The sequence below is a fragment of the Aquipluma nitroreducens genome (assembly GCF_009689585.1).
Lineage (GTDB): Bacteria > Bacteroidota > Bacteroidia > Bacteroidales > Prolixibacteraceae > Aquipluma > Aquipluma nitroreducens.
Genome location: NZ_AP018694.1, coordinates 3,710,572 through 3,734,627 on the forward strand (window position 1 = coordinate 3,710,572; position 24,056 = coordinate 3,734,627).

Annotated in this window: 19 protein-coding genes and 2 tRNA genes; 13 read left to right on the forward strand and 8 right to left on the reverse strand. The window is 41.8% G+C overall.

Translation table 11 applies throughout. From position 1 onward, the window contains the following. Nucleotides 1–2: 2 nt before the first annotated feature. On the reverse strand, nt 3–1,478 hold the full coding sequence (locus AQPE_RS15560; protein ID WP_318347424.1) for an LptF/LptG family permease: 1,476 nt from the start codon (nt 1,476–1,478) through the stop codon (nt 3–5). 339 nt (nt 1,479–1,817) lie between these two features. Beyond that, on the reverse strand, nt 1,818–2,201 hold the full coding sequence (locus AQPE_RS15565) for an START-like domain-containing protein (protein WP_318347425.1): 384 nt from the start codon (nt 2,199–2,201) through the stop codon (nt 1,818–1,820). Between the two features lie 182 nt (nt 2,202–2,383). Between AQPE_RS15565 and AQPE_RS15570 the strand changes: the two genes are divergently transcribed. Beyond that, nucleotides 2,384–2,457 (forward strand) — tRNA-Met (locus AQPE_RS15570). Between the two features lie 168 nt (nt 2,458–2,625). Here AQPE_RS15570 and dnaK read toward each other — a convergent pair. Continuing rightward, a complete protein-coding gene (gene dnaK / locus AQPE_RS15575; RefSeq protein ID WP_318347426.1) occupies nt 2,626–4,536 on the reverse strand; it encodes a molecular chaperone DnaK in 1,911 nt (636 codons plus the stop codon). Between the two features lie 304 nt (nt 4,537–4,840). Here dnaK and AQPE_RS15580 point away from each other — a divergent pair, with 304 nt between their 5' ends. The 3 genes from AQPE_RS15580 (at nt 4,841) to AQPE_RS15590 (ending at nt 7,865) form a co-directional block, all read left to right on the forward strand. Beyond that, on the forward strand, nt 4,841–5,956 hold the full coding sequence (locus AQPE_RS15580; protein ID WP_318347427.1) for an acyltransferase family protein: 1,116 nt from the start codon (nt 4,841–4,843) through the stop codon (nt 5,954–5,956). Nucleotides 5,957–6,258: 302 nt separating this feature from the next. Next, entirely contained in the window at nt 6,259–7,074 is an 816-nt protein-coding gene (panB, locus tag AQPE_RS15585) for a 3-methyl-2-oxobutanoate hydroxymethyltransferase (protein ID WP_318347428.1), read from the forward strand. A gap of 101 nt (nt 7,075–7,175) precedes the next feature. Further along, nucleotides 7,176–7,865 (forward strand): RluA family pseudouridine synthase, encoded by a 690-nt coding sequence (locus AQPE_RS15590; protein WP_318347429.1) that lies wholly within the window; start codon nt 7,176–7,178, stop codon nt 7,863–7,865. Nucleotides 7,866–7,972: 107 nt separating this feature from the next. Here the strand turns inward: AQPE_RS15590 and AQPE_RS15595 are convergent, their stop codons facing one another. The 5 genes from AQPE_RS15595 to AQPE_RS15615 all read right to left on the reverse strand — a co-directional run bounded on the left by AQPE_RS15595 (nt 7,973) and on the right by AQPE_RS15615 (nt 13,322). Beyond that, a complete protein-coding gene (locus tag AQPE_RS15595) occupies nt 7,973–9,001 on the reverse strand; it encodes a glycosyltransferase family 2 protein (protein WP_318347430.1) in 1,029 nt (342 codons plus the stop codon). Between the two features lie 41 nt (nt 9,002–9,042). Further along, nucleotides 9,043–9,513, reverse strand: a complete 471-nt coding sequence (locus tag AQPE_RS15600) for a hypothetical protein (protein WP_318347431.1) — start codon at nt 9,511–9,513, stop codon at nt 9,043–9,045. Nucleotides 9,514–9,663: 150 nt separating this feature from the next. Then, nucleotides 9,664–10,455, reverse strand: coding sequence for an inositol monophosphatase family protein (locus tag AQPE_RS15605; RefSeq protein WP_318347432.1), 792 nt, complete (start codon nt 10,453–10,455; stop codon nt 9,664–9,666). A gap of 82 nt (nt 10,456–10,537) precedes the next feature. Next, nucleotides 10,538–11,860 (reverse strand): tRNA (N(6)-L-threonylcarbamoyladenosine(37)-C(2))-methylthiotransferase MtaB, encoded by a 1,323-nt coding sequence (mtaB, locus tag AQPE_RS15610; RefSeq protein WP_318347433.1) that lies wholly within the window; start codon nt 11,858–11,860, stop codon nt 10,538–10,540. Between the two features lie 106 nt (nt 11,861–11,966). Beyond that, nucleotides 11,967–13,322: a PhoH family protein gene (locus tag AQPE_RS15615; RefSeq protein WP_318347434.1), complete on the reverse strand. Its 1,356-nt coding sequence runs from the start codon at nt 13,320–13,322 to the stop codon at nt 11,967–11,969. A 98-nt stretch (nt 13,323–13,420) separates the two neighbouring features. Here AQPE_RS15615 and AQPE_RS15620 point away from each other — a divergent pair, with 98 nt between their 5' ends. From AQPE_RS15620 to citF, 9 genes are all read left to right on the forward strand, one after another. Further along, nucleotides 13,421–14,719, forward strand: a complete 1,299-nt coding sequence (locus tag AQPE_RS15620; RefSeq protein ID WP_318347435.1) for a bifunctional folylpolyglutamate synthase/dihydrofolate synthase — start codon at nt 13,421–13,423, stop codon at nt 14,717–14,719. Between the two features lie 92 nt (nt 14,720–14,811). Next, nucleotides 14,812–14,886: transfer RNA gene (locus AQPE_RS15625), tRNA-Val, on the forward strand. Between the two features lie 45 nt (nt 14,887–14,931). Further along, nucleotides 14,932–15,192, forward strand: a complete 261-nt coding sequence (locus AQPE_RS15630; protein ID WP_318347436.1) for a GIY-YIG nuclease family protein — start codon at nt 14,932–14,934, stop codon at nt 15,190–15,192. Nucleotides 15,193–15,542: 350 nt separating this feature from the next. Continuing rightward, nucleotides 15,543–16,667 (forward strand): efflux RND transporter periplasmic adaptor subunit, encoded by a 1,125-nt coding sequence (locus AQPE_RS15635; protein ID WP_318347437.1) that lies wholly within the window; start codon nt 15,543–15,545, stop codon nt 16,665–16,667. After that, entirely contained in the window at nt 16,664–19,735 is a 3,072-nt protein-coding gene (locus tag AQPE_RS15640) for an efflux RND transporter permease subunit (RefSeq protein WP_318347438.1), read from the forward strand. The genes AQPE_RS15635 and AQPE_RS15640 overlap by 4 nt, the downstream gene beginning before the upstream one ends. Continuing rightward, a complete protein-coding gene (locus AQPE_RS15645) occupies nt 19,689–21,044 on the forward strand; it encodes a TolC family protein (protein ID WP_318347439.1) in 1,356 nt (451 codons plus the stop codon). The genes AQPE_RS15640 and AQPE_RS15645 overlap by 47 nt, the downstream gene beginning before the upstream one ends. 164 nt (nt 21,045–21,208) lie before the next feature. Then, complete coding sequence (gene citD / locus AQPE_RS15650; protein ID WP_318347440.1) at nt 21,209–21,499, forward strand: citrate lyase acyl carrier protein; 291 nt, start codon at nt 21,209–21,211, stop codon at nt 21,497–21,499. Nucleotides 21,500–21,506: 7 nt separating this feature from the next. Further along, nucleotides 21,507–22,388 (forward strand): HpcH/HpaI aldolase/citrate lyase family protein, encoded by an 882-nt coding sequence (locus AQPE_RS15655; protein ID WP_318347441.1) that lies wholly within the window; start codon nt 21,507–21,509, stop codon nt 22,386–22,388. Nucleotides 22,389–22,461: 73 nt separating this feature from the next. After that, nucleotides 22,462–24,018: a citrate lyase subunit alpha gene (gene citF, locus AQPE_RS15660; protein ID WP_318347442.1), complete on the forward strand. Its 1,557-nt coding sequence runs from the start codon at nt 22,462–22,464 to the stop codon at nt 24,016–24,018. The last annotated feature ends 38 nt before the right edge of the window (nt 24,019–24,056 follow it).

The window sequence follows — 24,056 nt, forward strand, 5'->3', positions numbered from 1 at the left end:
TATTATTCAGGTTTATGACGATTAAAAAATCGAACTTTTGTCAGACGTTTAAAAAGAGCCTGATAGCTTTCTATATTCATAACTCCGGAATCGGTTGCCGCCTTATAAGTCAGCCAAATACCCAGTGGAAGAAAAACAAACGAGGCAAGCCACATTCCTCCGACCATTGACCAGGCATCTTCCCGGGCAAATTTCTCTCCGGTAATCATCAAAATATAGTAAGCTATAAACATTAATATGGACACAACTACCGGCATGCCCAGCCCACCTTTCCGAATAATGGCCCCAAGAGGTGCACCTATAAAAAAGAAGATCAAACAGGCAAACGAAAGGGTAAACTTACGGTGCCACTCCATGGCGTAACTATTCAGCGATTTCTTTCTCATATACATTTCGTCGAATTGCTGGGTAAGCGCTAAGGAGTTACTTCGAACATTACCGATAACGCGCTGATAAAGAGCGGCCTTCTCGAAGGTGCTCAATGCTGCAATAGTTTTATCGAAATCGACGATACTATCTGGTTTAATGTTAGGATTAATTCGAAGTGAATCTATTGGATTAGACAACCACGAAACTTGCCGATTAACATCGCTGATGTAACTAAAGGCGGTCAAATACCTCCACAACTGAAGCTTATATTCTTTAAAAACAGAATCTCCCTGACTGGTGAGCTGCGAAACATTCATCATTTTTGAAGCTCCGGCATAGCGCTTTTCATCAATCCGGTTAAATTCAAAATCTTTCATGCTAATATTAATAACCTCTTTCTGAAACGATTCGCGCCGAAAAGGATACCGTTTTGCAGTACTTTGCCGGCTTTCTGTTCCTTCAGTATAATTTTGTCCGTTATATAGCGTGATTGACATGAATTTCTTATCCTGCGTTATTTCCATTTTACCTGAATCAGAAATCGATACATTTACATTTCCCTGGTTGTCGGCGTGGTTGTAAATCATCACATCGTAAAGCATGTTGTTGTTTTTCCCCTTACGTTCAACTTTAATACTGTAATTTTCCATATCATTACTGAAAACACCCTCCTTAATCACCATTTCAGGCTTTTGCTGTTTAACACTGTACATTAAAGTGTAAAATTTCAGGTTGGTTTTAGGCAAGATATTATTGGAAAAATAAAATGCGATTGAAGTAAGAATAAGAGCAACAACAAAAAGAGGTCGCATAATTCGAAATAATGAAATCCCTGAAGCTTTCATGGCGACCAGCTCGTAATTCTCCCCCAAATTGCCAAAAGTCATGATTGAGGCCAACAGCATTGCCAGAGGGAAAGCAAGAGGAACAAGCCCAAATGACGCATACATCAACAATTCCGACACAATTCCCCAATCAAGTCCTTTTCCAACCAAATCATCAATGTATTTCCACAGAAATTGCATCAGTAGAATGAAAACACAGATGAAAAAGGTCATAAAAAAAGGACCCAGAAAACTTTTAATGATAAACTTATGTAATAGCTTCATGCTTATGCTTGCATAATAAAACGTTTACAAAACTAAGGTATTTTGAAGAATTAAAAAGTGAATCACAAACACCTTCAAAATTATTTTGAGCGCAAAACGAGAAATAGAGCTTTGCAGTTCCCATAAAACAGATTTTCTGAAATGAATTTGAAGGATAATGATTGGATATAAAAAACGAACCTGAAGCAGACAATAAACTGTTTATGAAAGAAGTGATAATACAAAAACAAATTGAATAGAGAATAGTCAGTCAGGAGGAATGGATTTATTAGTGGGGAAAAGCTAACTTGAAATTTGAAAGACGATTTTAAGCAGGGTAGTTGATCACGATGATGCCAATCAGGAGCCAAGTAAATGTTTCAGTTTCGATACTTGAGTATCCCAAAGATTACTGGTTTCATGGATTTCGTCTTCCTCGGCAAAATCAATAATAGTAAGCGAAACATCATTTGTCAGATCATCTTGATTAATAATAAACTCGAAATACAATTCATCTGCGTCATCGCCAACCCATTCGAACCTTACCATTTTATTTTCACGGTGAATCTTTTTTTCTGCAGTTTGACTTGCGTCTCCCCAAATGAATGTAAATAGATTTCCTTTTACACGAACATCATCAGCAAACCATTCGGTTAAGCCTGAGGCGGTACTCAGTCTGTTAAAGAGAACTTTGGGAGAGCAGTTGACAGTATATTCCAATTGTATTTGTGTTTTTTCAGCCATAGGTTCTTTGATTTTCTGCAATATATGTATTTAAACAGAAAAAACAAGCCATCGAAAAAAATGTATCACAGATTTTTTTTTGATTTTTTTTAGCTTCGTCGATCAACAAATAAATAAAGTGCTATATTTGCCACCGCAAAAAAGGAATGGAAGTTTCTTTTTTTAAGTTCAAAATAGACGATGGCGAGGTAGCTCAGCTGGTTAGAGCGCGCGATTCATAATCGCGAGGTCGGCGGATCATGCCCGCCTCTCGCTACTTAAAAATGAAGCAGTTAAGAAATTTTCTTAACTGCTTCATTATTTTTATTTCTTTTGCGTTTTAATGATATCAACCGCTAAAGAAAAAAATCCCTGTCCGAATTTCCGACAGGGATTTTTAATTTATAATTTTTGTACTTCGGTCTTTTGACTTCAGTCTTCTAATTTATTTGACTTCTTCAAAGTCAACATCAGTTACTTCACCGTCCTGTTTGTTGCTAGCGCCAGCGTTGGCTTGTTGTCCGGCATTCGGATCAGCCTGGGCTCCACCAGCCGCTTGTGCATTATACATTTCCTGAGATGCAGCCTGGAAAACGGTGTTCAGTTCAGCAGTTGCTGTATCGATAGCTGCAATATCCTGTGCGGCATGTGCAGCTTTCAGCTTAGTCAATGCTTCTTCTATCGGAGCTTTTTTGTCGGCTGGTAATTTGTCACCAAATTCTTTCATTTGCTTGTCGGTCTGGAAAATCAGACTGTCGGCCTGGTTCAACTTGTCAACTTTTTCGCGTGCAGCCTTGTCTGATGCTTCGTTGGCAGCCGCTTCGTCGCGCATACGCTTAATTTCGGCATCACTTAAGCCTGAAGATGCTTCAATACGAATCGACTGCGATTTTCCGGTTGCTTTATCCTTAGCCGTTACGTGCAGAATACCGTTGGCATCAATATCGAAAATTACTTCAATTTGAGGAACACCGCGTTGTGCTGGTGGTAGACCGTCAAGATGGAATTTACCGATGGTTTTATTTCCTGCAGCCATTGGGCGTTCGCCTTGCAATACATGGATTTCAACCGATGGCTGATTATCACTGGCTGTTGTAAATGTTTCAGTTTTCTTGGTTGGAATGGTTGTGTTTGATTCGATTAAACGAGTCATCACGCCGCCCATAGTTTCAATACCCAAAGAAAGTGGAGTTACGTCAAGTAACAATACATCTTTTACTTCTCCGGATAAAACACCACCTTGAATAGCAGCTCCAATAGCCACAACTTCGTCGGGATTTACACCTTTTGAAGGCGCTTTTCCGAATAATTCCTGTACCTTATCCTGAACAGCAGGTATACGGGTTGAACCACCCACCAGAATTACTTCGTCGATGTCGCTTGCTTTTAAACCTGCGTTTTGCAATGCTTTGCGGCAAGGTTCAACTGTAGCCTGAATCAGTCTGTCGGCCAGTTGTTCGAATTTAGAGCGAGTCAAGGTTTTTACCAAGTGCTTTGGAATTCCGTTAACCGGCATAATGTAAGGCAAATTGATCTCAGTTTGGGTTGAGCTCGATAATTCAATTTTTGCTTTTTCTGCAGCTTCTTTCAACCGTTGTAAAGCCATTGGATCCTGACGCAGGTCAATCCCTTCATCTTTTTTGAATTCGTCAGCAAGCCAGTCAATAATTACGTGGTCGAAGTCGTCACCACCCAGATGGGTATCGCCATCGGTTGATTTTACTTCAAATACACCTTCGCCTAATTCAAGAATTGAAATATCGAAAGTACCGCCACCAAGGTCGAATACCGCGATTTTCATTTCGCGGTGCATTTTATCTAATCCGTAAGCCAAAGCAGCAGCAGTTGGCTCGTTGATGATACGACGGACATTCAATCCAGCAATTTCGCCGGCTTCTTTGGTTGCCTGACGCTGTGAATCGTTAAAATAAGCAGGAACGGTAATAACGGCTTCGGTTACTTCCTGACCCAAATAATCTTCAGCGGTTTTCTTCATTTTCTGAAGAATCATAGCCGAAATTTCCTGAGGTGAATATTTACGGTCTTCAATAACTACACGTGGCGTGTTGTTATCACCCTGAGCAACTGCATAAGGAACTCGTTGAATTTCTTTAGCCAGGTTCGAAAAACTTTCACCCATCAATCGTTTGATGGAATAAACAGTTTTTGCAGGATTTGTGATCGCCTGGCGTTTTGCCGGATCACCTACTTTACGTTCGCCGTTTTCAACAAAACCAACGATTGATGGTGTAGTACGTTTGCCTTCGCTATTTGGGATAACAACAGGCTCGTTACCTTCCATAACAGATACACACGAGTTGGTGGTACCTAAGTCAATTCCAATAATTTTTCCCATTTTATGATATTTTTAAACTTGTTATTTTCAATAAGAATTAATCACGAGCAGTTTCTATTCAATCGCTATGCCATAAATCTTCCCGACTAATATTTGGTAAATTTGGCATTCTAAAGTTTTGGCAGGGGATGATCTTGACAGAATGCGTGACAAAAAGACAGCGAAAACAGTCGGGAGTTCCACGACGAGAGTCTGAAGGCAGTTGCTAAAAAACAGAAAGTAGCGATTGTGTCAGAATTTTTAATTTATCAGATTGCTGAATTATCAAAATAACTAACTTCAACCCATCATAAACCATCAAACAATGAAAAATAAACCAACACAGGCAGTTCCGCGCGAACGCCTTTTTTCACTCGATGCACTTCGTGGATTTGATATGTTCTGGATAACTGGCGGAGGTTATCTGGTTGCAGTTTTGGCAAAATATACCGGAGCTGGCTGGCTGAAAGTCCTTGCAGATCAAATGGAACATGTTGAATGGGCTGGCTTCCATTTTGAAGACCTTATTTTCCCGTTGTTCATGTTTATCAGTGGAGTTGCAATTCCTTTTGCTCTGATTTCAAAGTTAGAGAAGAAGGTTCCGAAGGCTGAATTGGCCAAAAAAGCTGTAAAACGTGGGCTTACACTTGTTTTGCTCGGAATGGTGTATAATGGCGTGTTCAGTGACGGATTTGAAAATCCACGTTTCGCTAGCGTGCTCAGTCAAATTGGACTAGCGTATTTGTTTGCTTCGTTAATTGTCATTTACAGCAAAACCTTCAAAGACAGGCTGTATTGGTTAGGCGGTATTCTCGTTGGATATGGCATCGTACAATTGTTAATTCCGGTTCCCGGCATTGGTGCAGGCGTTTTAACTCCTGAAGGTTGCATAAATGGGTATATCGATCGCGCCATTTTGCCTGGACGATTACACGGAGGGGTATTCGATCCTGAAGGCCTTTTGTGTATTTTTTCGGCTATTGCTATTACATTAATGGGAACTGTGGCTGGTCATTTTTTGCGCGATAAAACCACAACTGATCAGCAGAAAGTCAAAACCCTTTTGATTATTGGAGCTTCCACCATTGTAGCGGCATTACTTTTGAGTACATTTTATCCGATCATCAAGAAATGCTGGACTACACCTTTTAATTTACTTGCCGGTGGTATAGGTTTTATCCTGATGGCCACGTTTTATTGGATCATTGATGTGAAAGGATGGAAAAAGTGGTCTTTTTTCTTCCGGGTTATCGGGATGAACTCCATTTTTATCTATCTGCTTTACGATATGGTTAATGTGGGCAGCATTACAAAATATGTGCTGGGCTGGACTGTTTTATGGGGCGATTTCGGAATGGTCGTGAATGTTGTCGGGAGCATCATGATTGTATGGTCGCTGCTCTATTACATGTATAAAAAGAATATTTTCCTGAGGGTATAACCATTTTTCGACATAACGAAAGAAGCCGGTTCGATTGAGCCGGCTTCTTTCGTTATATACCAGTGTTGTGTTAAGCTTCAAATATTCAGCATCTCATCCAAATGTAAGCAGATTCCAAAACAAGTCTTCGACGTGAGCTCTGTCGAACACTCAGAATGACTTTCAGTTATTAAGTACTTAATACAACGGTAAATATGGCTCAATTTGATTGCTTCGGTTGTTGTCGAATCATTTGTGCCAAACAAACCAGATATTCCAATCTATAAATTCTTACTTTTGTAGCCAAATTGAATACAAAAGATATGTCAGTCCATAAAGAAATACGACGTGTTACAACACACACACTTTTGGAAATGAAGCTGAAAGGCGAAAAAATAGCTATGCTTACTTCGTACGATTACAGTATGGCTAAACTGGTTGATCAGGCAGGTATTGATATTATTCTGGTTGGCGACTCTGCTTCAAACGTGATGGCTGGTAATGAAACAACCTTACCAATCACGCTCGACCAAATGATTTATCATGGTAAATCGGTGGTTAAAGCGGTGAATCGCGCACTGGTGGTGGTCGATATGCCATTTGGAACTTATCAGGGAAACTCTTTGGAAGCGCTGAATTCGGCCATCAAAATCATGAAAGTGACACACGCGGATGCTGTAAAAGTTGAAGGCGGCAAAGAAATCATCGAATCTGTCGAACGTATTTTGTCAGCTGGTATTCCGGTAATGGGCCATTTGGGACTGATGCCACAGTCGATTAATAAATACGGAACGTATACAGTTCGTGCCAAAGAAGAAGTTGAAGCACAGAAGTTAATTGAGGATGCTATTTTGCTTGAAGAAGCTGGTTGCTTTGCTATTGTGCTCGAAAAAATTCCGGCTGAATTGGGCGCCAAAGTGTCGCAGGCATTAAAGATTCCGGTTATTGGCATTGGAGCTGGTGGCGGATGCGATGGCCAGGTTTTGGTTCTTCACGACATGCTCGGAATCACCCAGACCTTTTCGCCCCGTTTCCTGAGAAGATATCTGAATCTGGCTGAAGAAATTCAAGGTGCTGTGAATTCCTATGTTCAGGATGTGAAATCACAGGATTTTCCAAACGAAAAGGAACAATATTAAGGGTTGCGGGATACGAGATGCGTGTTGCATGTTTTTTAACCCGAAACTCGCAACATTTGTTTCCGACAGAGACTAAGCACGTATAAATAAATTTACAGGGAATGGATATAATTTACGAAGACAATCATATTATCGCAGTCAACAAGGCTTGTGGAGAGATCGTTCAGGGCGACAAAACCGGTGATGTAACTTTAATCGACAAAGTAAAAGAATACATCAAAGAAAAATATAAAAAACCGGGAGATGTTTACCTCGGTTCACCACACCGTCTCGATAGGCCGACTTCCGGAGTCATCCTGTTTGCGCGCACAAGCAAAGCGCTTCTTCGCCTTAACGAAATGTTTCAGGATAAGGAAGCAATGAAAAAAACATACTGGGCTGTGGTCGATAAACTTCCGGAGTTGGAAGAAGGAACTTTGCACCACTGGCTGTTGAAAGATGAAGCGAAGAACAAATCGCATGCCCATGACAAGGAGCGCAAAGGATCGAAAGAAGCCATCCTGGATTATCGTCATGTAGCCACGCTCAATCATTATCATTTGCTCGAAATCGATTTGAAGACGGGTCGTCACCACCAGATCAGGGCGCAGCTCAATCGGATTGGATTACACATCAAAGGAGACCTGAAGTACGGCGCTGCCCGTAGTAACGAGAATGCCGGAATTCATTTGCACGCCCGCAAAATCGAATTTATTCATCCGGTAACCAAAGAGCCGATAAAGATTGTTGCCAAACCGCCGAAAGATCCAATCTGGAACGATCTGGCACAGATTGATTATCTGAAAGACTAGAAAAAAGTGATCAGCCGCAGTGGTCAGTAATAACAAATGAAAGGATTCCATCTCTTTTAAGAAAGATGGAATCCTTTTTTTTTTTGAGGAATTGCTTAAATCCGATTTCAGAACTTAATCTCGCTAAATCGTTTCCTTTTTTTGATATAGAACTGAAAGACAATGCTTTTGGAAAGTTTTTCTGCCGGAACGGATAAATGACCGGCCTGCCGAGCCAGTTTGCGTTTACGGTTTAGCGAAGGAATCGAGCAATAGAAATGATAATGCGCTTTGAACACGCTCACAATGCCATTCATGTTGAATTCGGCGAGTAGTTTAAATGCAGCTACGCCGTCCAAAATCATGCGCATGAATAGAATTTGGACGAGCTGACCGGGAGGCAAATTTTTGTATAGCAACCAAAGGTTATTCCTAAAATTCAAATATAGTTTACGCGGATTGTCGTACGAAAGCGTTCCACCGCCAACATGATAAACGGTACTTTCCGAAGTATAAACAATTCGGTATCCGCGGTTTTTAAGGCGCCAACATAAATCTATTTCTTCCATGTGCGCCCAGAAATCGGCATCAAATCCGCCAGCTTCGTGGAAATGGTTGGAGCGCACAAACATGCAGGCTCCGGTTGCCCAAAAAATATCGACCGAATCGTTGTATTGGCCGTGATCTTCTTCCACTTCGTTAAAAATCCGTCCCCGGCAAAACGGGTATCCAAACCGGTCGATGAAACCTCCGGCAGCACCGGCATATTCAAAATGAGTTTTCTGGTTATAACTGAGTATTTTGGGCTGAACCGCGGCAATCGACGAATCATTTTCCATCATGCGGATTGGCTCGTCCAACCATCCCGAGGTAACTTCAACATCCGAATTCAGGATGACAAAATAGTCGGCATCAATCTGTTTCAAGGCTTCGTTGTATCCCCGTGCAAACCCATAGTTTTGCTTCAGATCAAGGATTTTAACTTCCGGAAATTGATTTTGAAGTATTTGCAGGGAATCATCAGTAGAGCCATTGTCAGCAACAACGATGTCAGTTAATTCTCCTTTGCTGAATTCAATTACAGAAGGCAAGAATTGTTGCAACAGTTTGGCCCCGTTCCAGTTGAGGATGACAATGGCAATTTTAGGATGACGCATATAAAACTGAAGGATTGAATTACTGAAGGATTGATGCCATGTTATGGAATAAGTAGTTTTGCCAAAACCACGGACATATTCTCTTTTTCGAGGTTGAAAAGCATATTAGCTATTTTCTCCAATTTATCAGGATCCTCCGATTGTAAAACCAATTTGATTTCGCGGATTTGTTTACCTGTCAGCTCTTCTTCGAGCAGTGACCATATTTTTTGATTTTCTTCTTCCTGTTTTGGAACTCCCAAATGCTCAAGCTCCAGCTTGGTGGCTTCCAATATTTCGCGGGCTTTCAGGATAACCGGATCTGAATCTTTTCCGGTTCCGGCGGCATCGCGCAGGTTCCAGCTCGAATAATCGTATTTCAGTTCCTTGATCATCCTTACTTTTGTGCTTTCTTTGCCAAAAATTCGTTCCAGAAATATGATGGTGTGGCTTTTCCAGGCTTCCAGATCGAAGTTTTTAGCTGTCAGACTTTCAAGTTGTTTGTTGATCAGGGCAATTTCTTTTTCGATCATTTGGTGAATTGTTTGTTCGATGCAAGTTATGAAATAGGAATGAGAAAAGGTCATTAGAAATCAGGAAAAAGAATTAATGAATCAGGAAAGGGGAAGAGTCAATTCAAAATAACTCTGTTTTTCTCCTTTCACTTTTCTTTTTCTTGATTTCTAACCTAAATGTTTATTTACGATGGAGTAAAATTCATCGAAATAGTTTGCATTGCAGGCAATCATTTCACCGCCGAACAAGTAATTTTCGCCACCGCTGAAATCGCAAACTTTGCCCCCGGCTTGTTTCAGGATGATGATTCCGGCAGCAACATCCCACGAATGCAGTGCATGCTCATAAAAACCTTCGAACCTTCCGGCGGCAACATAGGCCATGTCGGCAGCCGCTGAGCCCAAACGACGCATGCCGTGCGAGTTTCGCATAAAAAAGTTCATTGCTTTCAGGTAATTATCCAGTTTTGAAAAATCGTAATACGGAAATCCGGTTGCTATTAGCGAATCGGCTGTACTTGAGGCTTTCGAAACGTGAATCTCTTTGCCATTCAGGTAGGCTTTGCTGCCTTTCCAGGCATAGAACATTTCGTTGAGGCTGATTTCGTAAACCACGCCCATGATAATTTCCTGATCTTCCATTAGGGCAATGCTTACGCAAAATGGCGAAATCCCATGAATGTAATTGGTGGTTCCGTCCAGTGGATCAATCACCCAGCGATATTTTTCTCCGTTGTCCTGAGCAGTTCCTTCTTCGGCAATAAAACCGGATTCGGGCAACAGTTCGCGCAAGGCGGCAACAATCGTTTTTTCGGCAGTTTTATCTACATAGGTTACCATGTCAGCTTTTCCTTTGTGGATAATGTCTTCAGCCGTAAATTTCAGCCGTTCGTCATAAATAAACCGGCCAACTTCGCGAGCCAGTTCCTGAACTTGTGTGCAAAGTATTTCGAAATTCATGTTTGTCAGTTATAAGTTATAAATGATGAGTTAAAAAATAACTATCTCAGGTCTTTCTTCTCCAAGCTCTTTGCCCTTTGCTCTATGCTTGAATTATGCTTCCCCAAACGTTCCCATTTGGCAATATGTTTTCCAATTTTACTGAAACAATATGATTTTGCAGATTTTCGTGATATTCAGTTTCCACTTTGATGTAATTGTCAGTAAATCCTGAAATCGATTTTTTGTCTTTTTGTTCTTCAAAGAGTACTTCGTGCACTGAGCCTAAATTCTGGCGGTAGAAATCCTCGGTTTTCCGGTCGGAGAGCGAAATCAGTCGTTGTGTGCGATGTTTACGTTCGTCAACCGGAACAACTGGTTTTATCTCCAATGCTTTGGTTCCAGGCCTTTCGGAATAAGGAAAAGCATGGAGTTGTGAAACGTCCAGATCAGCAATAAAACGGTAGGAATCGCGGAAGAAATCGTCGGTTTCGCCATTGGTTCCGGCAATCACATCCACTCCGATAAAGGCATTCGGAATTTCAGCCTTGATCTTTGCCACCCGACTTTCAAAAACCTCACGCTTGTATTTTCGTTTCATCAGGCTCAAAACATTGTTCGATCCGGATTGAAGCGGCAAATGGAAATGTGGCATGATTCGCTGCGAACGGGCAGCAAATTCGATGATATCATCAGTTAGCAAATTGGGCTCGACCGATGAAATCCGGATGCGTTTCAAGCCTTCAATCAGATCAAGTTCGTGCAACAGGTCGATAAACGTTTCGCCGGTTGATTTTCCAAAGTCGCCAATATTTACGCCAGTAAGAATAATTTCAAGGGTGCCTTTTGCCACTATTTCACGTGCTTCGGCTACCGTATTCTGGATGCTGTCGTTGCGGCTCTGCCCCCGGGCAAACGGGATGGTGCAGTAGGTGCAGTAATAATCGCATCCGTCCTGAACTTTCAGAAAGCTACGTGTTCGGTCGCCAAAGGAATAGGCATGAAAATAATTTTTGATTTCTTTCGGCTTCTGAATGTGAATTTCGGTTTGCTCTTTTTTATTCAGATTACCTAAATATGTGGTAATATTCTGTTTCTCCGATGAGCCGATGATCAGGTCAACCCCTTCAATTTTTTCGATGGTTTCGGGCTGCAATTGGGCGTAGCAGCCGGTAACTATTATCAGTGCTTCCGGGTTTTTACGCACCGCCTGACGGATGATATTCCGAGTTTTTTTGTCGCCTTCGGCAGTAACCGAACACGAATTTATAACGATCGCATCAGCATGATCTGTAAACTCAACCCGTTCAAATCCAACCTCCTCGAAGCGGCGTGCAATGCTTGATGTTTCCGAAAAATTGAGTTTGCAACCGAGTGTATAAAACGAAGCCTTTTTGCCTGAATATTCCATTAAAATCCTTTCCATCATCTGATAATCAGGCGGCAAAAATACAAAAGAATAAGAAGAAAAAGCAAACTTGCCACAAAGGCACATTTCAATAAAAATTCTTTGTGTCTTAGTGGCAAAAATCTTAGAGTAAATCGCTGGCCAGTTCAGCTAAATAGCTTCGTTCGCCTTTTAGCAGGTTTACATGGGCAAAAATTTCATGGTTTCGCATTTTCTCGGTCATGTAAGCCAAACCGTTCGATTTCATATCCAGATAAGGTGAATCGATCTGTTGAAGGTCGCCCGTAAAAATAAGCTTGGTTCCTTCACCTGCCCGTGTAATAATGGTTTTTATTTCGTGCGGAGTCAGGTTCTGCGCTTCATCGATAATGAAGTATGAGTTTGAAAGGCTTCTTCCCCGGATATAAGCCAATGGAGTAATTACCAGGCTTTCTTCTTTCAGCAGTTCTTCTATTTTTTGATATTCGGCACTCCGGGCATTAAAATTATGCTTGATCACAGATAAGTTGTCGAACAAGGGTTGCATGTATGGACTGATTTTTTCCTGTGCGTCGCCAGGTAAAAATCCAAGATCGCGGTTGCTCAGCGCCACAATCGGACGGGCCAGTAATATTTGTCCGAAGCTTTTGTGCTGTTCGAGCGCTGCAGCCAGAGCCAGCAATGTTTTTCCGGTTCCGGCTTTCCCGGTTAGTGCAACCAGTTTAATCTCCGGATTAAAAAGAGCATCGAGACTGAACGTTTGTTCTGCATTGCGTGGTTTGATTCCGTATGCAGTTTTTTTCTCAACCCGAACCATCTTTTTCAATCCACCGTCGTATCGTCCCAAAACGCTCGCTTTAGGCGACTTCATTATGAAATATTCGTTGACGTCGGGCCTTTCTGCCAATTCCATTTGTTCAACCGGAATTGAATTATCACTATAGAGCTTTTCGATCAGTGTATCGTTAAAGTTCTCTAATTCGGTGACACTCTTATTCAGGATTTGAATGTCTTTGACCTTGTCGTTGTAATAATCTTCCGACTGAATTTTCAACGATTTGGCTTTCATCCGGAGATTAATGTCCTTGGTGATCAAAATGGTGGGTCGGTCGGGAAATTTCTGACCAACATACATGGCAATGGCCAAAATACGGTGATCCGGAATGTCTTCGCGAAACGAATGTTTCATTTCTTCAGGAATAGGCTTTCCGGTTTCTATAATCAGCTTTCCCTTGTCTGGACCAAGTTTAATGCCTCCGTTAAAAAGTTGATCGCCAACAATTTCGTCGAGTTCGCGCACGAATTCCCTTGCCTGAAAGTTAATTGGGTCGTTCCCACGTTTAAATTTGTCAAGTTCTTCCAGAACGGTTATTGGAATGACGATGTCATTATCCTGAAACTGGTAAATGCTGGTATGATCGTGCAAAATCACGTTGGTGTCGAGCACAAAAATTTTAGTTTGCTTTTTCTTTGCCATCTCCGTAATCTTTAAGGTTTCCATAAATTTAGAAAAATTAGAATGTAAATCTGAGGTAATCGCAGTTAAATTCTCAATTTTACACTTCTATTTTTAAACTGGTGTTCATAAGTTTTTTTTCCATGAGAACCTACCAACAAGTGCTCGATTTTTTGTATAGTCAGTTGCCTATGTTTCAGCGAACTGGAGCTGCAGCCTATAAAGATAACCTAGATAATACGATTCGGCTCGATGAAATGTTTGATCACCCACACCGGTCATTTAAGACGATTCATGTGGCCGGAACGAACGGTAAAGGGTCGGTTTCGCATATGCTCGCCTCCATTTTGCAGGAAGCTGGGTACAAAACGGGTCTCTATACTTCACCACATTTGAAAGATTTCAGGGAACGAATCCGCGTAAATGGTGAAATGATTACCGAAGAAGCGGTGGTTCGGTTTACTGACTTGTTTCAGGCAAAAAACGAACTTGAAAAGATTGAGCCTTCGTTTTTTGAACTGACGGTGTCGATGGCTTTTGACTATTTCCGGAGTATGAATGTTGATGTAGCTGTAATTGAAGTTGGTTTGGGAGGACGGCTTGATTCAACTAATATTATCACTCCAGAGGTTTCTGTAATTACCAACATCAGTTTCGATCACATGGCTTTGCTGGGTGATACTTTGCCCAAAATTGCCGCCGAAAAGGCTGGAATCATAAAGAAAGATGTTCCGGTAGTGGTGGGCGAAACTGCTCCTGAAACCAGAATTGTCTTTGAACAGTTTGCCGAAAAGGTCCAGGCCAGGCTTGCTTTTGCTGACCAGGAATACCTGACAGATTATTCGATGCTGACCGTCGATGGAAAACAAAGCCTGAATATAAGAAAGAACGACCAGTTGATTTATTCGGACTTGAAACTGGATTTGCTTGGAATTTATCAACGGCACAATGTGCCAACAGTATTAAAAGTAATCGATCTTTTAAATGAGAAAGGCTGGAATTTATCAGAAAGCATTATTAGAAAGGGTTTGCTAAATGTGATTCAGAATACCGGGCTGTTGGGGCGGTGGCAGATAATTGGCCATAATCCATTAGTAGTTTGCGATACCGGTCACAATCAGGCAGGCATCAAATTGGTGGTTGAGCAAATCAACCAAACTGCATGGAAAGCATTGCATATCGTTATTGGTATGGTCAGCGACAAGGATCAGGACAAAGTTTTGGCTTTACTTCCAACAAATGCGAAGTATTATTTCACAAAAGCTTCTATCCCGCGTGCTGCCGAACCAGAAGTGCTTGCCGCGAAAGCTGAACGGTTCGGCTTAAGCGGCGATTGTTATCCAACTGTTCGTCAGGCACTTTCTGTAGCCCTTGCAAATGCTGGGGAAAACGATTTGGTATTTGTAGGTGGTAGTACTTTTGTGGTGGCTGAAATTTTGTAATATTTTTTAATATTTTTGTTTGCAAGTTTCAAAAATGGGTATATCTTTGCAACGCTTTTAAAAACAAAGCGCGTTCACAAAAACAACAAAAAGGGCGATTAGCTCAGCTGGTTCAGAGCATCTGGTTTACACCCAGAGGGTCGGGGGTTCGAATCCCTCATCGCCCACAAAAAGTCATTCGTTTATTCGGGTGACTTTTTTATTTTTACAGTATGTTTTACTGTTATATTCTATATTCCGAGAAGCTGGATAAATATTACATTGGTTCCACCTCCAATCTTCAGGGTCGACTCCAGAGGCATAATACTTCAAAAACAGGATTTACCTCAACCGGCAAACCATGGTCGTTAAAATATTTCGAGACATTTGAATTTAAGACTCAGGCACTGAAAAGGGAAATGCTCTTAAAAAAATGGAAAGATCGCACCAAGTTGGAAGAATTGATTGCATCAGGTTCAGGGCATCCCGGTTAGACCGGGAGGGTCGGGGGTTCGAATCCCTCATCGCCCACAGAAAGTCATTCGTTTATTCGGATGACTTTTTTATTTTTACGGGCTTTTTCATTTCTATATTCCATTTTTTTTCGGGAAGCTGGATAAACGATTACATCCATTCCACCTCCAATCTCCAAGGCATTATAATCTTCAATGATCTTAATTTTTTTTCATTGGAACTGGTTCTATTCAAAAATGAATCAGTTTAGAATGTGAAATAGTCTTTGTAATTTGTATGTTTGCGATTAAACCATTCAACATTGATGTTGTCAAACAACTTCAACGATTTAGCAAAACGAACCTAATAAATAAACCTAATGGCATTGCACATGAAGAAATCAATCAGAACTCCCATTACAATAATTCTGATTGTTGTAGTACTTGGGATTATCCTTTTTCCCAAGATTAAACCCATGCTTATATCTGAATCCGGTTCAAAAATAGTTACACCAACAGGAGCAAAAGGGCCACGTGGAAGCGGTCAGCCATTATTGGCAAGTGGATATGTAATTGTACCAACAGAAATGAACGAGCTTATTTACAGCACGGGCTCATTAATCCCTGATGAGGAAGTTGAACTGTCATTTGAAGCTTCAGGTAAAGTAGTAGGCATTTTTTTTAAAGAAGGCGCCCGGGTTAAAAAAGGAGAATTACTTGCTAAAATAAACGATCGGCCATTGCAGGCTCAACTATTAAAACTGCAGGCTCAACGAAAACTTTCTGAAGAACGTGAATTTCGACAGCGACAGTTACTCGATCGTGACGCCATTAGCCGTGAAAGTTATGACCAGGTGGCTACCGAGCTTCAATCGCTTGATGCCGACATTATGCTTCTGGTGGCACGTATTTCCGAAACTGAATTAAGAGCTCCTTTCGATGGAGTTGTGGGTTTACGCTTGGTGAGTGAAGGCGCATATGCCACCACTCAAACCAAAATAGTACAACTTGTAAAAATCAGTCCGTTAAAAATTGAGTTCTCTATTCCTGAGAGGTATGCTGGTGAAGTTACGCCCGGTTACCCCATTACATTTGTGATTGATGGGATTCAAAAATCGTTTACGGCGGAAGTTTATGCAGTTGCTCCCAAAGTGGATGTGGATACACGAACCATTGTTGCCAGAGCCTATTATCCCAATAAAAATGAGGAGTTGAAACCAGGGCGTTTTGCCAGTGTTAGAGCTCTGTTATCAAAAATTGACAATACGATTTCCGTCCCAACTGAAGCCATTATTCCTGAAATGGAAGGTGAAAAGGTTTTCATTATCAAAAATGGGAAGGCGCAAGAGGTGAAGGTTACTTTAGGCCTTCGTACCGAATCGCATGTTCAGATTCAAAAAGGATTGAGTTTTGGCGATACATTACTTACAACTGCAATTTTGCAATTGCGGCAAGGCATACCTGTTCAGCTTGATACGCTGGTAACCAATAAATCCATCGTAAACAAACAACAATGAGTCTATCGTCTACAAGTATAAAGAGGCCCGTTCTGGCCACTGTTTTCTCGCTGGTTATCCTTTTGTTTGGGGCAATCGGATTAACCTATTTGGGCGTAAGGGAGTTTCCCAGCGTTGATCCGCCAATTATTTCGGTCGACACCTCTTATCCCGGTGCAAACTCCGATGTAATAGAGACACAAATTACCGAGCCTCTGGAACAATCCATTAATGGTATTCCCGGTATCCGCACCTTAACCAGCCGAAGCAGCCAGGGAAGAAGCAGCATCTCTGTTGAGTTTGAGCTTTCTGTTGATATGGAGACAGCCGCCAATGATGTCCGCGATAAAGTATCTCAGGCGCAGCGAATGTTGCCTCGCGATTGCGACCCTCCAACGGTATCGAAAGCCGATGCCGATGCAAGTCCGATTATGATGATTGCAGTAAAAAGTCCTCAGCGATCATTGCTTGAACTTTCTGAAATCGCCGATCTTACTTTTAAAGAGCAGTTACAAACCATTTCGGGGGTTAGCGCCGTATCGATCTGGGGAGAAAAGCGTTATGCAATGCGTATCTGGCTCGATCCTGCAAAACTGGCCGGCTATCAGATGACGCCTCTGGATGTCAGAAATGCCATACTTCGCGAAAACGTTGAGCTTCCGGCAGGAAGCATTGAAGGGACTACAACCGAACTGACTATACGCACTTTGGGATTGATGACCACACCCCAGGAATTCAACAGTCTTATTTTACGGCAGACCGGTGATCAGATTGTCAGAGTAAGTGATATTGGTCGTGCCGAACTTGGCCCGCAGGATTTACGCGGAATCATGAAATTGAACGGCATCCCGATGGTTGCAACGATAATTATTCCGCAACCAGGGGCAAACCATATCGAAATTGTTGACGAGGTATATAAAAGACTTAAATTCATTCAGAAAGATCTTCCGGAAGACGTGAAATATGAAGTTGGATTCGACAATACAACATATATCCGGTCGTCTATCGAGGAAGTAAAAAGTACCATCTACATCGCATTTTTTCTTGTAGTGGTTATCATTTTTACTTTTCTGCGCGACTGGCGAACCACGGTCATACCAATTTTGGTAATTCCAGTTTCGTTGGTCGGTTCATTTTTTATCATGTATATTTCCGGTTTTACGATCAATGTACTTACGCTTTTGGCCATCGTCCTTTCGATTGGATTGGTGGTTGACGATGCGATTGTGATGATGGAAAATATATATGTTAAAATTGAACAGGGAATGACTCCACTCGAGGCAGGGTTCAAAGGATCGAACGAAATATTTTTTGCCATTGTTTCAACAACCATAACACTTGTAGCAGTATTTATTCCCATTGTTTTTCTTGAAGGGATGACTGGTCGTTTGTTCAGGGAGTTTAGTATTGTTATTGCCGGATCGGTCATTATTTCAGCTTTTGTGGCGCTTACTTTAACTCCCATGCTGTCGACTAAATTGCTAAAAACAAGGCATAATAGGAGTAACGCATACAATTATACTGAGAAATTTTTCACGGCTTTAAATCGAGCCTATCAGAATACACTTGATTCATATCTTCATAAAAAATTCCTTTCGATTTTCATTCTTGTGGTGTCGTTTTTCCTGATCTTTATCCTATGGAAAACGATTCCGGCAGAAATGGCTCCGCTTGAAGACCGCTCGCAATTAAATATAAATATTACCTCACAAGAAGGATCAACCTATGAGTACAACCTTGGTTATACCGAGGAGATTGGTAAACTGGTTGAGAATGTCATTCCCGAAAATGATAAAGTAACAACTATGATTCGGGGAGGCGGAGGTTTTGTGAGGGTTTTGTTGGTTGATCCATCGGAAAGAGAGCGTTCACAACAACAAATCGCAAATCAGTTGTCGGCTGAGTTACGGACAAAAACAAAGGCACGTGCAAGCGTAATTCAGCAATCGACCTTTGGTGGACGGAGGTCTGGTCTTCCCATTCAGTATGTACTCCAGGCTCCCAACATCGAAAAACTGCGTGAAATACTTCCAGCTTTTATGTCGCAGGTAAACGAAAATCCCAACTTCGTGATGGCTGATGTAAATATGAAATTTACCAAGCCTGAACTGCAAATTGTGATCAACCGGGATAAAGCTAATTTGCTGGGAGTTTCTACCCAGAATATCGGACAAACACTACAACTTGCGCTTAGCGGTCAACGGTTTGGTTACTTTATAATGAATGGCAAGCAATACGAGATTTTAGGGGAACTGGCCAGAGATGACAGAAATAAACCGCTCGATTTGAAATCGTTATATGTAAGGAACACACAGGGACATATGGTACAGCTTGATAATTTTGTGACGTTACAGGAATCAACCGCACCGCCTCAATTGTTTCGCTATAACCGCTTTGTTGCGGCAACAATATCTGCTGGTTTGGCCGATGGTAAAACAATCAGTCAGGGAATTGCGGAGATGGATAAAATTTCGGCCAAAGTTTTAGACGATTCGTTCAGAACCGCGCTTACAGGTGATTCAAAAGACTTTATGGAAAGCTCATCAAGTTTGATGTTTGCTTTTATTCTGGCTATTGTTCTGATCATTTTGGTGCTTTCGGCGCAATTCGAAAGCTTTAAAGACCCGATTATTGTAATGATGACAGTTCCTTTGGCTCTTACAGGCGCTCTGTTGTTTATGTGGTATTTCAATATTACGATGAACATTTTTAGCCAGATTGGTTTGATCATGTTAATTGGTCTTGTAACGAAAAACGGTATTCTGATTGTAGAGTTTGCCAATCAGCGAAAAGAAGCAGGCATGAGCAAACTTGAAGCAATTCGGTATTCAGCAGCGGCTCGGTTTCGTCCTATTTTGATGACAAGCTTATCAACCATTCTTGGTATTTTACCACTTGCCCTCGGATTGGGCGATGGAGCACAAAGTCGCGTAGCGATGGGAGTTGCCGTAGTTGGCGGATTAACCATCTCCACAGTACTAACCTTGTATGTTGTGCCATCTATTTATCTCGTCATTTCAAGTGAAACAAAAAGTATTATCAATGAACCAAATATTTCAAATGAGGATAAAACAGCTATCGGGAATTAAGCATTTCGTTTCACTGGTTTTGTTCTTATTTATCGTGAACAATTCCATTGCCCAGGAAGTATATGACCTGAGCCGGTGTATCAAAACCGGACTTGAACGTAATTTTTCGTTGCTTGTTGCCCGTAATAACGAGGAAATTGCAACCAATAATTTCACTCGCGGAAATGCCGGTATGTTGCCTGTCATATCTTCGACCAACCGTTTTGGAGGTACTTTAAATACAACCAACCAAAATTACAACGATGGAAGTAAAGTTGCCTTAAACGACATTCACAATAATAGTGGTTCTTTGGGCGTGGACCTTGGAATGACCATCTTCAAGGGATTTCAGGTGAAAACTACTTATCAGAAGCTAAAGGAACAGAAAGAATTAGAGGGATTTAACACCCAGATGTCGGTTGAAAATTTGGTCTCACTAATTGTTTCGCAGTATAATTACTACATCCAGCAACTAATTTTAAACGATAATTTGGCTTATGCCGTTTCTTTGTCTCGCGAACGTGTGCGGATCGATAGGCAACGTTATTTGCTGGGAGGTGCCTCGAAACTGGAACTGCTGCAATCGATCGTTTATTTGAATTCCGATAGTTCCAGATTTGCGCATCAAAATGAAGTGCTCCGAACTTCGCAAATCAGGCTTAACGAACTTATGGCTGCTGACGATTTGGGTGAAAATATTAAATTGAAGGACACGCTGATACAGCTTGACCAAAAATTGCTTTATGATGACCTGCTGCAACAGACACTTCAAAACAATACAAGTTTACGAATAGCTGCTAAAAACCAGGTTATTACAGAACTCGATTCTAAAATTATAAAATCACGTTCCTATCCTTATCTAACCATGTCGTCTGGTTATGGGTATTCCTACAACCGCTATGGGTCGGGTTCGTTAGGCAATCAAAATGTGCATGGGTTAAACTATGGGTTAACGCTTGGCATTGGCATCTTCGATGGATTTAACCAGAAACGCTTAAAAAGCAATGCCCTTGTTGAGATTCAAAGCAAAAAGATACAATACAAGGAAGTTGAGCAGGAAGTGAAAGCCGATTTGCTCACCATTTATTTTGCCTACGAGAACAACCTGCGCCTGTTAAAACTTGAAGAACAAAACCTGTCGGTAGCACGTGAAAACCTCGAAATAGCCTTGGAAAGGTATAAACTGGGAAGTTTAGCCGGACTTGAACTTCGTGAAGTGCAAAAGAGTCTTCTTGATGCCGAGGAACGGCTCGTTTCGGTACAGTATCAAACTAAGATTGCCGAAATTTCTTTGTTTCAGATTTCTGGCAGGATAATGGAATACATCTAGGTTTTGCCTGTAAATAACTGCCATATAAAGCAATAACCTTTCGTCGAGGAGGGTTGTTCCTAAAATACCTTTCGATAAAATCATGTTATTGTTGCGAAAAATCATCTCCCTGAAGATTTAAAGTCATACTTTTGTGGCTTCAGGGTAATAATTAACAATTGCACATGAAGCCAAAAATAGCCGCACAGTCTGGCACCTTCGAATCAAGTGATGTCATTTTTCTTATCGAACCACGTCCTGATAATTCGGGCCGTAAGTTGGAGATATCGTCTACCGTTATGCAACAGTTTGGAGCCAATTTTAACCGGATTATCGTTGAAATGCTGGATCAATACGATATGACAGATATTCACTTGATTGCAAAAGACAAAGGAGCATTGGAGCCCACCATTAAAGCCCGTCTCGAAACAGCCATCAAGCGCTCGCTCGACGAACAGGAAGGAACATTAAAATAATCCAGCTATGACAAAAATATTTAAAAAGCGTCGGTCAATGCTTTACATTCCGGGCAACAACCCGGCGATGATTCAGCAAGGAGGAGTTTATGGAGCCGACAGCATTTTGCTCGATCTGGAAGATGCAGTTGCGCTGAATCAAAAGGATGCTGCCCGAATTTTGGTTCGAAATATGATTAATGTAATCGATTTTTACGATTCCGAAGTTTGTGTCCGGGTGAATCATTTGAGTACGCCTTTTGGTCTGGCCGATCTCGAAGCCATTGTCCCGTTGCAGCCTTCAGCCATTCGTTATCCGAAAACTGAATCGGGCGAAGAAGTGGCTGAATTGTTGAAAATCATTGAGCAGATTGAGGATCGACATGGACTTCCGCATACAAAAATGACACTTCATGCCATGATCGAGACTGCAATGGGAGTTCAGAATGTATTTGATATTGCCAGTAAATTCGATCGGGTGGATGCCATTACCATTGGTGGACAAGATTTGACTGCCGACATGAATATCGTTTATACTCCCGATGGCGCCGGAATCGATTTTGCCCGGAAACGGATTGTTATGGCCGCCAAGGCCAGTCACATCGATGTGATTGATACCGTTTTCCCTGATGTAAACGATGAAGATGGTTTACGGAGAGAGACTGAATACGCCAAAAGGATTGGATTTACAGGTAAGGCCGTGATTAATCCACGACAAATTGAAATCATCCACGACGTTTACACGCCAACTGATGAGGAAGTCAGAAAAGCTTATCGCATCGTTAAAGAATTTAAGATAAACAGTGCCGCAGGTATAGGCGTTTTTGCCATCGACGGAAAGATGATCGATGCGCCAATCGTTACCCGCGCCGAGTATATCCTGAGACTGGCAAATGTGACGGTGGGATAAATGTTATTTGTAGAGACGCGATGCATCGCGTCTTTAACGATAATCGTAAAACAACAAAATTAAAATCACTGAAATGCTAAATAGTTTAGGCAGAGAAATTCCTGAATACATTGAGGGAATTGGGAAATTAGAACCTTTTCAGGGGGCACTCACAAAACTGAGCAAAGGTTGGATGGACGAACCTACCATTCCTGCACCCAATAAGGCATATCTGCCACATCAAAGCAAATTGTGCAATTCGCTCGAAGAAGCTATCCTGCGCAGCAATCCGCACAATGGAATGACTGTTTCGTTTCATCATCACTTGCGGAACGGCGATATCTTGCTTGTTCAAACGCTTACTATTCTTCACAATATGGGAATCCGCGACATTACGCTGGCTTCCTCTTCGCTCAACGAATGTCACGACCCGATTCTTCCTTATCTGGAAGATGGGACGGTTACACGCATTTATTCATCGGGTATCCGAAGCCAGTTGGGACGCGCGATAGCCTTGGGAGTACTCGATATTCCGGTGGTTATCCATTCACACGGAGGTCGTGTTCGCAGCATTCATACTGGAAAGATTCAGATTGACCTGACCGTTATAGCGGCCTCGGCCGCCGACTGCGAGGGAAATGCAACAGGTTCTCATGGGAAATCGGCATTTGGATCAATCGGTTATGCTGTTATTGATGCCCGGTATGCCAAACAGGTCATAGTGGTTACCGACAATCTGGTCAATTTCCCATGTATTCCACTCTCAATTTCTCAAAATTTTGTGGACCAGGTTGTGGTGGTTGACTCGATTGGCGACGCCTCGAAAATTGCAACCGGAACAACGCGTATCACCAATTCGCCAATGGATCTTCGGATAGCTAAGCTGGCTGCTGATGTAATCGAACATTCTGGATTTTTTGAGCCCGGATTTGCTTTTCAGGTTGGAGCTGGTGGTGCATCACTTGCTGTAGCGAAGTTCATTCGCGAAAAGATGAAGACTAAAGCCATCAAAGGAAGCTTTATGCTCGGTGGTATTACTTCGTATTGCGTAGATATGTTGAATGACGGGCTTTTCGAGACGATCTTCGATGTTCAGTCGTTCGATGCAACCGTTAGTAATTCGCTCCTGAATAACCGTCGGCACATTGAAATCCCGGCTGCACTTTACGCCAATCCGTTCAACTGCGGCTGTATCACCAATAAAATTGATGTGGTTGTTCTCGGTGCGCTTGAAATCGACGTTGATTTTAACGTGAACGTCATAACCGGTTCCGAAGGCAATGTGCGCGGTGCATCAGGTGGTCATTCCGATACAGCATCAGGAGCAAACCTAACCGTAGTGGTTTGTCCTTCGTTTCGCGGCCGTATCCCAATCATAAAAAAACGTGTTCATACTATTGTAACTCCCGGAGAGTCGATTCACGTGTTGGTCACTGAACGTGGAATCTGCGTAAATCCGGCATTCCCTGAACTGGAAGCAAATCTCAAAAGGGCAGGGTTGAACATTAAAGATATTCACGACCTTGAAATTGAGGTTGACAAAATAACCGGAATTCCGGCGCCACTCGAATATACTGACAAGATTGTGGGAATTGTTGAGTACCGCGATGGAACCATTATCGATGTGATTCATCAGTTGAAAGAGAAATAAAAAATAGGAAAAAGTCACTAGTCATTCGTAAAATGCCT

Bases quoted from the DNA above. Each gene is read 5' to 3' on its own strand.
- panB (WP_318347428.1), top strand. From the start codon at position 6,259: ATGTCAGTCCATAAAGAAATACGACGTGTTACAACACACACACTTTTG.
- citD (WP_318347440.1), top strand. From the start codon at position 21,209: ATGAAGCCAAAAATAGCCGCACAGTCTGGCACCTTCGAATCAAGTGAT.
- AQPE_RS15600 (WP_318347431.1), bottom strand. From the start codon at position 9,513: ATGATCGAAAAAGAAATTGCCCTGATCAACAAACAACTTGAAAGTCTG.
- AQPE_RS15655 (WP_318347441.1), top strand. From the start codon at position 21,507: ATGACAAAAATATTTAAAAAGCGTCGGTCAATGCTTTACATTCCGGGC.
- AQPE_RS15640 (WP_318347438.1), top strand. From the start codon at position 16,664: ATGAGTCTATCGTCTACAAGTATAAAGAGGCCCGTTCTGGCCACTGTT.
- AQPE_RS15635 (WP_318347437.1), top strand. From the start codon at position 15,543: ATGAAGAAATCAATCAGAACTCCCATTACAATAATTCTGATTGTTGTA.
- AQPE_RS15630 (WP_318347436.1), top strand. From the start codon at position 14,932: ATGTTTTACTGTTATATTCTATATTCCGAGAAGCTGGATAAATATTAC.
- mtaB (WP_318347433.1), bottom strand. From the start codon at position 11,860: ATGGAAAGGATTTTAATGGAATATTCAGGCAAAAAGGCTTCGTTTTAT.
- dnaK (WP_318347426.1), bottom strand. From the start codon at position 4,536: ATGGGAAAAATTATTGGAATTGACTTAGGTACCACCAACTCGTGTGTA.
- AQPE_RS15620 (WP_318347435.1), top strand. From the start codon at position 13,421: ATGAGAACCTACCAACAAGTGCTCGATTTTTTGTATAGTCAGTTGCCT.
- AQPE_RS15580 (WP_318347427.1), top strand. From the start codon at position 4,841: ATGAAAAATAAACCAACACAGGCAGTTCCGCGCGAACGCCTTTTTTCA.
- AQPE_RS15560 (WP_318347424.1), bottom strand. From the start codon at position 1,478: ATGAAGCTATTACATAAGTTTATCATTAAAAGTTTTCTGGGTCCTTTT.
- AQPE_RS15605 (WP_318347432.1), bottom strand. From the start codon at position 10,455: ATGAATTTCGAAATACTTTGCACACAAGTTCAGGAACTGGCTCGCGAA.
- AQPE_RS15595 (WP_318347430.1), bottom strand. From the start codon at position 9,001: ATGCGTCATCCTAAAATTGCCATTGTCATCCTCAACTGGAACGGGGCC.
- AQPE_RS15590 (WP_318347429.1), top strand. From the start codon at position 7,176: ATGGATATAATTTACGAAGACAATCATATTATCGCAGTCAACAAGGCT.
- citF (WP_318347442.1), top strand. From the start codon at position 22,462: ATGCTAAATAGTTTAGGCAGAGAAATTCCTGAATACATTGAGGGAATT.
- AQPE_RS15615 (WP_318347434.1), bottom strand. From the start codon at position 13,322: ATGGAAACCTTAAAGATTACGGAGATGGCAAAGAAAAAGCAAACTAAA.
- AQPE_RS15645 (WP_318347439.1), top strand. From the start codon at position 19,689: ATGAACCAAATATTTCAAATGAGGATAAAACAGCTATCGGGAATTAAG.
- AQPE_RS15565 (WP_318347425.1), bottom strand. From the start codon at position 2,201: ATGGCTGAAAAAACACAAATACAATTGGAATATACTGTCAACTGCTCT.